We start from the raw sequence: 12536 nt of genomic DNA on the forward strand, positions 1-12536 counted from the left end.
ACATGGTGATAAGCTTATGTTAGACGCAGTAACCATCCTTTATTGGATGGAGGGATATACATGGTCACGGATCCCGGCATGAATGCCGAGGCTGGCAGGCACCCGGCATCGGGAGTGTGCCTGCCCGAACATGACCAGACCCAACCACCAGCGGCTGATGCGTGCATCCAGGCTGATGGGGCTACGTTCTCAGGAAGCGTTTGAGTTCCTACCAGTGGATGCGAGGCCAGTCTGCTGCTCTAGAACTGCTCGGTGAAACGGAGGGTGGGTATAACTCAGTGCCGAGCAGAAAGTACCGCCTGAGAACTTCGTCGAGGCCACCCTTACCTGGGAAACCAGTGGGGTTTGAGCGTTCCCATTCAAAACGCTCCCCTGCGAGGGGAAGCTTTCTTTCCTCCCCCCGGAGAGGAAAGGAATTTGTGTGAAGCTGGTACGCTGTTCAACAAACCGCTTATACACATTGTCGAGGTGAGCTTTACCTGGGAAACCAGAGGCCCTCATGGGCACAAATGATAGGAGTGAGGACTTCTCCACTCCTATCCCGCTTGGAAGGAAATAGACGTTCCTTCCCCGTCTTTGAGGCGAGGCACCCATTAGGAGGATAGTTGTGTGGATATTCAGTTTAAAGTAGAGAAGGGACGCGTCCTCGTTCCAGTTGGGATACCCTGTCCCTTCGGTTGCAAGTATTGTTACACCCGTAATGGCGAGGTTGGACCGGCACGTGTCAAGCCGGCCGAGATTCTGAACCATTTACAGGAATTTGCAGCAGTACATTCTTTCAACACCATTCAATTTGGCTATGATAGCGACCCCTTTGCTTTTCCTGAGCGTGGGATCGCGATGCTAGAGCGCCTGATTGAATTGGAAAAACACATCAATTTTAGTACGAAAGCCTGTATTGAGGGGACAGTGCTTGATGCTCTTGCCGCAGTGCGGCGTCGTCTTGGAGGCCATCTCACGCTCAGCGCGCTGGTGTCCTTGAGTTGCTGGGAGTCGGCACCCACTGTTGAGCCACATACTCCGACGCCTGAAGAGAGGATGCGTACCGTGAGCAATTTAAAACGGATCGGGATTCCGGCGTTTATTGCGGTGCGTCCTCTCTTGCCGCATATTGCGGATGCAGAGTATGAACATGTGATTGATGAGGCCTTACGTGCCGGTTGTGATGGATTTATTTTAGGTCCGCTCTATGCCGACGAGAAAGAACGCTTTGTCAGGTTTGTGCCAAAGGACGTCTTGAGAAAGACACCAGGACGCAAAGTGGTGGTGCCCTGGTCTGCTCATGCTCCTGTATGGACGCGTTATGAAGATGGAGTGCGGATGCAGCGTATTATGATGTTGGTAGAGGCAAAAGGAGGAAAAGTTTTCTGGTCATCAGCGGATGCTGTAGAGAGCGTTATTCATGCGGTTCTCTAATCTCAATCTTAATCTTTAAGAGAAGAGGCATTCCAAACGATAGCGTAGAGAGGGAGGCAGCTTTTCCACTGTCTCCCTCTGTTTGCTTGCTATAGCTGAGATATTAATACGTTTCAGTACGTTCAAAGCCAGAAAGATTCACTCCTAATTCCGGTATTTCGTCATTTAATGCATCTTCCGACACATGTATCTTTTGTTCATCTTCATTAAGAATCTCGACGTTAATGCTCAGGCTTTGCAGTTCCTTGACCAGCAATTTGAAGGCTTCTGGCACCCCTGGCTCAGGAATATGATCGCCTTTGACAATCGCCTCATACGCTTTCACGCGCCCGCTGGTATCGTCAGATTTGATGGTGAGCATCTCCTGCAATGTATGTGCGGCTCCATACGCTTTTAATGCCCAGACCTCCATTTCTCCAAAGCGCTGTCCCCCAAATTGGGCGCGGCCTCCCAATGGTTGCTGCGTAATCATGCTATAGGGGCCGGTGGAGCGAGCATGAACTTTGTCCTCCACCATATGGGCCAGTTTGAGCATATAGACATCACCAACAGTAATTGGTTGATCGAAGGCCTCTCCGGTGCGTCCATCAAACAGTTGTATCTTTCCCGTTTCTGGCAGACCGGCGCGGCGCAGCATCTCCTCTATATCCTCTTCTGTGGCCCCGTCAAACACCGGCGTTGCGACCTTCATACCGAGCAGGTTTGCCGCCCAGCCAAGATGAGTCTCCATGATTTGCCCGATGTTCATGCGGTGAGGCACTCCTAGCGGTGTCAGGATAATGTCAACCGGGGTGCCATCGGGTAAGAAGGGCATATCCTCCACAGGCAAGACTCGCGAAATGACGCCTTTATTGCCGTGGCGCCCCGCCATCTTATCGCCAACTCCGATTTTATGTTTGCGCGCGATGCTGACACGTACGGCCTGATTCACGCCTGTTGGTAGCTCATCGCCCCAGTCGCGCGAGAAGATCTTTACATCAATCACTTTGCCATGTTCGCCGTGCGGCATGCGTAGCGAGGAGTCCTTGACCTCGCGCGCTTTCTCACCAAAGATGGCGCGCAACAGCTTTTCTTCAGCCGTCAGTTCGGTCTCCCCTTTGGGCGTGATTTTGCCGACCAGGATATCATGTGATCCAACTTCGGCCCCGATATAGATGATGCCGCGCTGGTCCAGGTTGCGCAAGGCCTCTTCGCCAACATTGGGCAGATCGCGTGTGATCTCCTCTGGCCCCAGCTTGGTGTCGCGTACCTGTAGCTCATAGTCTTCGATATGGATTGAGGTAAACACATCTTCGCGCACGAGCCGCTCACTGATCAGGATGGCGTCTTCAAAGTTGCCACCTTCCCAGAGCATAAAGGCCACCAGCACGTTCTGGCCCAGCGCCAGCTCTCCTTTATCAGTGGAAGAACTGTCGGCAATGATCTGCCCGGCGTGGACGCGTTCGCCTTTGCGCACTATAGGTCGCTGATTCAGGCAGGTGCCAGCGTTGGAGCGAACAAATTTGCGCAGCGCGTAGGTGTGCAACTCGCCTTCTTCGTCGATAATGACGATACGCCTTCCGGTAGTGGAAACGACCTCCCCGTTGACCTCGCTCAGCACGACATGCCCCGAATCGATGGCGACCTGTCGCTCCATGCCAGTTCCACAAATTGGCGATTGCGGCCGCAGCAAGGGAACTGCCTGGCGCTGCATATTGGCCCCACCCTGGGCACGGCTGACATCATCATGTTCTAAAAAAGGTATGAGCGATGTGGCGATGCTGACCGTCTGATGGGGCGAGATATCAGCGTAATCGATGGACTCGGCACGATCCTCGATAATATCCCCTTGGTAGCGGATAGCAATGCGCTCATCTGGAAACTCATTTTTTTCATCTAGCTGAATATTGGCCTGTGCGATCTTGAAGCGTTCTTCGGTATCGGCGGTGAAGTATTCGATTTCATCTGTGATGAATGGCCTGATCCGTATTTCCGCCTGTCCCAATTCTTGTGAGATTTGTTGAAACAGCGCTTCATCAATCCGCCGATACAGCATATCTTTGCCCAGTAGATTGGATGCGGCACCCTTGCCTGGCACCCGTCCAATGATGCCGCGAAATTCGCGACCGATCAAACGGCGATCGTTGGCAGGCAACTGCTTGCACACTTTGCGATAGGGTGTTTCAATGAATCCATATTCGTTGATTTGTCCATACGTTGCCAGGTAGCCGATCAAGCCGATATTTGCACCGTCTGGCGTTTCAATCGGGCAGATACGGCCATAGTGCGATTGATGCACGTCGCGCACCTCGATACCTGCGCGGTCTCGTGAGAGTCCACCCGGACCCAGAGCGGAGAGGCGGCGCTTGAGGCCGATTTCGGAGAGTGCGTTGGTCTGCTCCATGAACTGCGAAAGCTGGCTGCCTCCAAAGAACTCACGCATGGCCGCGACGACCGGACGAATGTTGACCAGAGCGTTCGGCGTGGCCTGTTCTGGCTCGATGACGCTCATGCGCTCTTTTACCACTCGTTCCATACGCAGCAGGCCAACGCGAAATTTGTCCTGGAGCAGTTCTCCCACACAGCGAACGCGCCGGTTGCCCAGATGATCGATATCGTCCGCACGTCCCTGCCCATTGTTGAGCGCGATCAGGCGACGAAGCAAGGCGACCAGATCATCCAGTGTGAGCGTGTGCTGATGCTGTGGAACGGGCAGATCAAACTTGCGGTTCAGCTTGTAGCGTCCCACTTTGCCCAGATCATAGCGGCGGCCGTTGAAGAACATGTTTTTCAGCAACGAGCGCGCATTCTCCAGGGTTGCTGGATCGCCGGGACGCAATTTCTTATAGACTTCAAGCACAGCCTCCTGCTCTTTTTTGATTGGATCGCGTTCGAGCGTGCTTTCGATATAGCGGATAGAAGGGTGAGTATCGACGCTGGCAAAAGCTGCGATCATCCCTTCGTCAGTCGAGAGATCCAGTGTTTCGCTATGGAACTCTTCCTGGGCTAGCCCGCTAATCGCGCGCAAGAGCGTAGTGACTGGCAGTTTGCGCTTGCGGTCGATTTTGACCGAAAGAACATTTTTGGTACTTGTTTCAAACTCTAGCCATGCGCCGCGATTGGGGATCAGACGGCCACCAGCCAGGCGTTTGCCAGTAATTGGATCTTCGTCCAATGTAAAGTAGGCTCCAGGGGAGCGGACGAGCTGGCTGACAACGACGCGTTCGGTTCCATTGATGATGAAGGTGCCTTCCTTGGTCATGATCGGGAAATCACCCATAAAAAGGTCCTTCTCAATAATTTCGCCCGTTTCTTTATGGATGAGGCGAGCCTTCACAGTCAATGGCGCGGCATAGGTGGTATCTCGTTCGCGGCAGTGATGCTCGCTCAGCCGGGGCGTGCCGAATGGTTCCGGGGGGACGACCAGCTCCAGGCTCAAATTCTTGCCGGTAAAATCTTCAATTGGCGAGATATCCGTGAATATTTCGCGTATTCCCTCATTTTGAAACCATTCAAACGACTCTATCTGTAGCTGGATGAGGCCGGGCATCGGCTTAATATCAGGAATGCGTGCGAACGAGACTCGTTCTGGAAGAGAAATCGTTTTGCTGCTTCCGTTCATAGGATTACTTTCACCTCGCTTCTGGTTAGAGTGACGCAAGAGACGACAAACAGCCCCTCATGATCTTATGAGGAGCCTCTTTCATACAGTGATGTTATACAGATAACTCTAGTTGAACAGACAAAAAAGAAACCCGTGTACCCTTGCAGTGTGCATTACATGAAGTGTTACCCTGGTTTCTGCTTCAGAGTGAATAGAATGAGAAGATGAATGAGTGATACAAACGCATACACGTTCCCCATAGAGTGAGAACTTTGATAGCATACCCCGAAAAGCGCTTAAATACACCGGTCATTTGGACGTTGTATTTTTGGGGAGGGTATAGTATACTATAATCGGGGGAAAGAACTCCCTCCCGGGCATCTTACTGCCTGTGATACCCCCTCTCTAGCAGGCTATTGCCATTATGTTATCACATACCCTGTACTCTTCTCCACAAACAGTTCGATCTCTTTCATTCCAGTCAATACCTGCTCTTGCTGTACTCAAGTGTTGTGATGAGATTGTGATGTGAGCCGTTGGGCCTGTGCTTTATTTGTGATCTATTCCATCCTATAATAGAACCAACACACCGTGACCTTATATGCAAGGCGTATGAGCAGTGGGGCCAGAATAACGAAAAGAAAGATTACAAATATGCAAGCAACCTGGAAAAATAAGCATACCCCATACGAGGTAATCTCGGCCCTGACCGATTTTGCTCGCCTTTCACAGCAGGCCAGTGCCTTGCTTTCTTCTTCTCTGGAGACGCCCGACACGCTTGCTCTTACGATGTTGACACGCCTGCTGTCGCTCTGTCATGCCAGCCAGGGAACTTTTTTGTTATCGTTTCAACCATATGGAATTGGCAGACGACCATTATCCGCAGTGCTGCTTGCCGATCAACACCTGTTTCCTCTGATGATACGTTATAAGATGAGCGAGGAAGCCGTTGCATCGGCGCTGGCCCTTTTCTCTCCTGATGGCCCTGATATTCAGATTCCACCAGCCATGCCTCATGTGATCATCTGGCGGCGCTTGCTTGATAGGCCAGCGGAAGAGGGGGAATGGAGATCTACAGCGCAACACGCGCCTATGACCTGTGCTTTTTTCGTGCTTGTCTGGCCAGAGAAACGGCATACTAACGGTGAGAAAGATCTCTTGCCGCTGATAGCCGATGCGGTTGATGCTGTGATCGTCAATATGTTACTCGCTCTACGTGTCCATGATCTGGAAGAGATCGCGCAGCGCAAAGCTGAACAGGCGAACGAGTTACTCAAGGCTGAATTACTGGCGACGGTTAGCCACGAATTGCGCAGTCCTTTGGCCTCCATTAAGGGATACACCACCACGCTCTTGCGACACGAGAAGCGCATTTCGCCGGAAGAGCGCCATGAATTTCTGGTGGCGATCAGCAGTGCGAGCGCGCGCCTGGAGATTATCGTCAATCGTTTGTTGGAAGTATCGCAATTGGAGACACAGACCGTCCATTTCGAGCCGATACAGGTGAACTTAATCCATTTGGTACAGGAAGCATTGACGGCTGTGAGACATTTTGTAGTGGATGAGGCGACGCTCCAGGCTGAGGCCAATTCGCATCCAATGACGTATACTCTCCATATAGAGCAGGAGTATAACGCAAGACCTGATGATGGCTTAGTTGTGCAGGGGGATCGCCGCTTGCTCAGAAATCTTCTCGATCATTTGTTAGAGAACGCCACACAACATTCTCCGGCACACAGCAAAATCGAAGTTGGCCTGCGCTCAATTCAGCAGCCCCAGGCTCTGGCGGCGCTTGAGCTGCAGCTTCAGCAAGAGAAACCAACCCTGGCCGTCTTGCCAGCGAGTCGTCAGAAACACGATGTTCCGCTGGTGGAGATATGGGTGAAAGATACCGGGAGCGGTATTCCGCCGGAGCATTTGCAACATATCTTTGACCGCTTTTATCGTGTGGATATGAGCCTGGTACGAGATGTTAATGGGTTGGGGCTGGGATTATCGATTTGTAAAAGCATTGTGGAACTGCACAGGGGAACGATCTGGGTAGAGAGTGAACCCGGTAAGGGAAGCGCCTTTCATGTGCTTCTTCCCCAGAATGGGCATATATCACAGGCAATTGAAGAGACTGTTTGAAGGAGTACAAGCACATGCCAGCCAGAAAAACAACTATTGTGACGGCTGATGATGATCCCCAGCTCTTGCGTCTGGTGGCGCGGAATCTGGAGTTTGAGGGCTATGAGGTGTTGACAGCTAGCGATGGTCAGCAAGCATTGGAGCAGGTTGAGCGCAATTCACCCGATCTGGTGCTGCTCGATGTGATGATGCCCAGGATGGATGGTTTTACCGTTTGCCAGAAAGTGCGCGAGTTTTCTACCGTTCCGATCATCATTGTCACTGCTCGTGGACAGGATCAGGACAAGGTGAAAGGACTGGATCTGGGGGCAGATGATTATCTGACCAAGCCCTTTAGCGTGGATGAGTTGCTGGCGCGGGTCCGGGCGGTGTTGCGTCGAGCGCAATTCACATCGCAGGAGAACACTCAAGGGCTGCAAAAAGTAGCGATGATCGGCGATTTGACCATTGATTATACGCAACATTTGGTGACGATGGACGGCAAAGAGCTGGCACTTTCGCCCACTGAATATCGCATTCTGTCTTACCTGGCTCGCAATGCCGGGCGTATTGTGACGCAGGATCTTTTGCTGGAACACGTTTGGGGTGCAGAATATGTTGGCGAGAGTCATATGCTCCAGGTCAATATCAATCGTCTGCGCCGCAAGATCGAGGAAGAGCCGACCCGTCCGCGCTACATCAAAACCAAAGTTGGCATCGGCTATGTGTTAACAACACCTAATGAGGCCGCTAGCAATCATCACAAAGGTGCATAATAGGTTCACTCCTGAAATGAGATGATGGGGGCGAATATGGCAGGGGCGAGGGCGAGGACAAGCCGTCGCCCCTGCCATATTCGCCCTACTTCTTCGTGATTCTGTCAGCTTCCAGGACCGTTTTCTACCTGTGCCATCTTACAAGCATTGTTTGTTTAAATCGGGGCCGCTGGTTGTGAGAAGCGATCACAACCAGCGGCCCCGCTTTGTCCTGCACTAATGATGCCTATTGAACGATAATCGTCAGATTCATTCCTGGATGAACGGTGCAGTAGAGTTTAAAGGTTCCAGCTGTATTGAACGGCCCAACCGTTTGTTTCTGATTCACCGTCGAAAATTGGAGAGCGTTGACAGCAGGCGCGCCGCTTTCGGCTTCAGATTTTGCGGCTCCATTATCCCATGTGCCGTTCTGAATTATGTGGACCATTGCCGTGCCGTTAATCAGATTGATGCTGCCGCCCTTTGCAATAGTGACGGAGGCCGGAGAAAATGTGGTACTATCCAGTGATACGTCAGCGCTGTTGCCCGTTGTACTGGCACTATTCGTTGTGGTATTGGCTGCGTTGTTCGCGGTAGTGGTTGGGGCACCTGATCGACTACAGGCGGCAACCAGCACAAGTAGAAAACTTAAAATGATAAAAATGCCGATCTTTTTTTGCATGTTGTTTAGCTCCTCATATGTGTGATCTTGTTTATCTCTTGGCTTGTGATACTTGCTCTCTGGAAACAACCAGCAGAACAATCATTGTCAGTAAGATAGCAAACGATCTTCACAGATCGGTCACAACGCCGCGCTAATTACTCACAAACTCCTCACACCGCAGTGCATCTTTCTCGGCCTTCTTCAAGAAAAGTCTTGAGTGTATATATATGGCTTCACAAGATTTTGGGACTGTGATCTCCTCGTGACGGGAAAAAACTCTTCTGAGACGCTAGTGTGAGATCAGCCGGTTACTCTTAGTCACAACAAAGCAATTGTTGCAGTGCTAATCAAGCACGTAAATATCTGCGCAATCACACACAAGTAACAGGAGAACAATACCGATGGCGATTGATGAGCAGGAGAAGGCGACAATAGAATCGCCTGAGCTAACAGCCACCAACCAGCAAAAAGTGAGAGTTGTTGTTGGTCCATATAAAGTTGCGGCTGGCCCCTGGTGGCGGGGCATCCGTTCACCGTTAATTATTACAATCATTTCGGTGGTAGTCATGGTTGCTCTGGTCAGCTTCAGCATCGGTTCGACCGTGACCAGCTCGTCCGGCGGCAGTTCCAGTACGACCGCAAGCAGTGCCGGCAGTTCATCTACAGATTCGAGCAGCAGCGGTTCAATGTCGATGGGGAGCAGTAGTAGCGGTTCAATGTCAATGGGCAGTAGTTCTTCTACGCAAACCACTGCCAACGTTCCCAATGCAACACAGAACTTTGGCAATCAGCCTGCAAAATATGTTGTAGATAAAGATGGTGCCAAACATTTTACGCTCACTGCTCAGCAGGTCATGTGGGAGCCGGTGAAGGGAAAAAAGATGCTGGCCTGGACGCTTGATGGGACGGTGCCCGGTCCCGTGATTCGAGTGACGGCTGGCGACCACGTACGCATTACATTGGTCAACCATTTGCCACAGGATACGACGATGCACTGGCATGGCCTGGAAATTCCTGATGGTATGGACGGCGTGCCGGGCGTTGGTCAGAAGCCAGTCGCCCCAGGAAAGAGCTTTACCTACGATTTCACATTGCACGATGAGGATGCCGGTACGCACTGGTATCACAGCCATGACAACGACATTACTCAGGTGATGGGTGGCTTCTACGGTGCCTTTATCGTCGATCCTCGTCCTGGTAGCGCTCAGGCAAAGGTTGAGCCAAAGGCAGATGTTGAGTATATCGAGATGATTAGCGAACTGGGTGCCTACTATGTCATCAACGGCAAGAGCTATCCCGATACGCAGCCGATCAAGCTCAAACATGGTCAGACCGTGCGCCTGCGTATCATTGGTGCGAGCGAGATGATGCACCCGATGCACCTGCACGGCCACTACTTTAACATCGTTGCTGAGGATGGTCATACATTGCAGACGCCAATCCAGAAGGATACCGTTCAGGTCGCTCCTGGCGAGACCTACGATCTGACCTTCCAGGGCTGGGCACCTCCGGGTAGCATCTACCCCTTCCACTGCCATATTCTATCCCACCTGATGAACCCCGGACAGTCGGCAGATCAAATGGGTGGCCTTGTCTCCCTGATCGAGTACGACAAATAGACAGTCTGAATAATGGGGAGATGGCGGAAGAGGAAGCTGGCTAAGACAAGCGCCCCGGCTATCTTATATGGGGATGAGATAGCCGGGGCGCTTCTTTGTCATCTCAACAAGGACCGATATGGTATTGTATTTATTTAGAGGAAAGTAATGAAGGTGAATATTTATGACGAAGATAAAAGAGCATATTCCATCTGAAGAACTCCTTTTGCCGCCTGGAGCGAACGCTGTCAGAGGGACCGTCGCGGAGTTTGTCGCTCGCTATCAACTGGAGCCGGGACGCTCACATCCGTTGGGTGCTGTCCCTGATGAGGATGGTGTGAATTTCTGCATCTTTACTGAGCGAGCAACCGCGGTTACGCTGCTATTATTTGATCGATCCCATCTTGCTGAGCCTCTTTATACTATCGAACTTGATCCCATAAGGAATAAAACCTTTCATTTCTGGCATATCTATATTCGAGGCCTCAAACCCGGCATTCATTACGGTTATCGCGTCGATGGACCGAAAGATCTGACTCATTACGGAGACCGCTATAATCCCAACAAAGTATTGATCGATCCTTATGCGAGGGGCAATGACGATGCGCTCTGGAGGCGGGAAGATGCCTGTGGCGAGAAGGATAATCTTGCCACCTCGATGCGTAGCGTGGTGATTGATACCCGGGGCTATGATTGGGAAGGGGATCAGCCCTTGAAGCGACCGATGAGTGAGACGATCATCTATGAAATGCATGTGCGTGGCTTCACACAATCGTCTTCTTCCGGCTGTCGTCATCCCGGGACGTTTGCTGGAGTGATCGAGAAGATCCCGTATTTGCAAGAACTGGGCATTACAGCAGTGGAATTGATGCCGGTTTTCGACTTTGATGAGACCGAGATTAAGCAATACGCTCCTGATGGTAGGCCATTGATCAACTATTGGGGCTATGATCCGATCAGCTTCTTTTCCCCGCAAAGCTGCTATTGCCTCTCGCCTGAAGAGGGCAGACATATCACGGAGTTTCGCGATATGGTCAAGGCGCTGCATCAGGCTGGCATTGAGGTTATTTTGGACGTGGTGTTCAATCATACTGGCGAGGGCAATGATACCGGTCCTACGATCAATCTCAAAGGGCTGGCAAATAGCAGCTATTATCTGCTTTCTCCGCAGGATAAGCGATCCTATCTCAATTATTCGGGGTGTGGCAATACCATTAATGGCAACCATCCTATTACGGAAAAGCTGATTGTCGATGCGCTGGAATATTGGGTGATGGAAATGCATGTTGATGGTTTTCGTTTCGACGAGGCAGTGATTCTCTGCCGTGATGTCAACGGCGTGCCTATGGTTTATCCGCCAGTGATCTGGCAAATCGAGCTATCCGAAGTGCTGGCTGATACCAAGATTATCGCCGAAGCCTGGGATGCCGCTGGTCTCTATGCCGTTGGATATTTCCCAGGCTATCGTTGGAGCGAATGGAACGGGCGCTATCGCGACATCGTTCGGCGCTTTGTCAGAGGCGATCAGGGCTATATTGATGATGGTCGAACGATTGTTGGGAAAGTTGCCAGCGTGATAGCTGGGAGCGCGGATATTTTTCAGGCCGGTGGTGAACTACCCATCAATAGCGTCAACTTTGTCACCGCGCATGATGGTTTTACGCTGAACGATCTCGTTTCTTATAACGAGAAGCATAATGAGGCCAACGGAGAAGGCAATCGGGATGGCAACGATAATAATTTGAGCTGGAATTGCGGCGTCGAAGGAGATACCGATGATCCAGCGATTGAGGCGTTACGCACACGGCAGATCAAGAACTTTGCCGCGATTCTGCTGCTCTCTCTGGGCGTGCCTATGTTTGTGGCAGGCGATGAGGTGCGGCGGACGCAATATGGCAACAATAATGCGTATTGCCAGGACAACGAGGTGAGCTGGTTTGATTGGCGGCTGGTGCAGCAGTATCAGGGGATGCAGCGTTTTTTTCGTCAGATGATTGCCTTTCGCAAGAGCCATGCCAGCCTGCGCCGGAAAAGTTTCTTTGATGGCAAGTGGGTTAACGAGCGAGGATTTCCTGATATCATCTGGCACGGTTGCCTGTTGCATCATCCTGGTTGGTTTGACCCCAACTCGCACGTGCTGGCTTTTACCATTGGCGGCTTTGTGCTTGAAGATATGCAGGATGATACCGATATACACGTTATGCTGAATATGGATGGACAGGCGCTCGACTTTGAAATCCCGCGTCTAACGAGCAGGAGATGGTATCGAGTTGTGGATACTGCGCTACCATCTCCTGCTGATATTGCTGAAGACCCCGCCAACCCGGGAGAGGAAGCAAGCGTGGCTGGCAATGTGTATCATGTGATGAGCCATAGCGTTGTGGTGCTGATATCGCGTTGATGTTATTGTG

8 protein-coding genes are annotated in these 12536 nt (G+C 51.4%); 6 read left to right on the forward strand and 2 right to left on the reverse strand.

All coding sequences use genetic code 11. The annotated features are described in order from the left end of the window. The first annotated feature begins 60 nt into the window (after positions 1-60). On the forward strand, positions 61-204 hold the full coding sequence (locus tag K3T83_RS29720; RefSeq protein WP_220206542.1) for a hypothetical protein: 144 nt from the start codon (positions 61-63) through the stop codon (positions 202-204). A 405-nt stretch (positions 205-609) separates the two neighbouring features. Next, entirely contained in the window at positions 610-1416 is an 807-nt protein-coding gene (locus tag K3T83_RS29725; RefSeq protein ID WP_220206543.1) for a radical SAM protein, read from the forward strand. Positions 1417-1519: 103 nt separating this feature from the next. On the opposite strand, the gene rpoB is transcribed toward K3T83_RS29725, so the two are convergent. Further along, entirely contained in the window at positions 1520-5017 is a 3498-nt protein-coding gene (rpoB, locus tag K3T83_RS29730) for a DNA-directed RNA polymerase subunit beta (RefSeq protein WP_220206544.1), read from the reverse strand. A gap of 636 nt (positions 5018-5653) precedes the next feature. Between rpoB and K3T83_RS29735 the strand changes: the two genes are divergently transcribed. Together K3T83_RS29735 and K3T83_RS29740 are read left to right on the forward strand one after the other, a co-directional pair. Then, the gene (locus K3T83_RS29735; RefSeq protein WP_220206545.1) at positions 5654-7129 is read left to right on the forward strand and encodes a sensor histidine kinase; all 1476 of its coding nucleotides are present in this window, start codon (positions 5654-5656) and stop codon (positions 7127-7129) included. A 14-nt stretch (positions 7130-7143) separates the two neighbouring features. After that, complete coding sequence (locus tag K3T83_RS29740) at positions 7144-7884, forward strand: response regulator transcription factor (RefSeq protein WP_220206546.1); 741 nt, start codon at positions 7144-7146, stop codon at positions 7882-7884. Between the two features lie 226 nt (positions 7885-8110). Here K3T83_RS29740 and K3T83_RS29745 read toward each other — a convergent pair whose 3' ends face one another. Then, the gene (locus K3T83_RS29745; protein WP_220206547.1) at positions 8111-8545 is read right to left on the reverse strand and encodes a cupredoxin domain-containing protein; all 435 of its coding nucleotides are present in this window, start codon (positions 8543-8545) and stop codon (positions 8111-8113) included. A 383-nt stretch (positions 8546-8928) separates the two neighbouring features. On the opposite strand from K3T83_RS29745, the gene K3T83_RS29750 reads away from it, so the two are divergent. Together K3T83_RS29750 and glgX are read left to right on the forward strand one after the other, a co-directional pair. Then, positions 8929-10146 carry a multicopper oxidase family protein gene (locus K3T83_RS29750; RefSeq protein ID WP_220206548.1) on the forward strand — a complete coding sequence of 406 codons (1218 nt, stop codon included), beginning with the start codon at positions 8929-8931 and terminating at the stop codon, positions 10144-10146. Positions 10147-10309: 163 nt separating this feature from the next. After that, complete coding sequence (gene glgX, locus K3T83_RS29755) at positions 10310-12526, forward strand: glycogen debranching protein GlgX (RefSeq protein ID WP_220206549.1); 2217 nt, start codon at positions 10310-10312, stop codon at positions 12524-12526. The last annotated feature ends 10 nt before the right edge of the window (positions 12527-12536 follow it).

Source organism: Reticulibacter mediterranei (genome assembly GCF_016587455.1).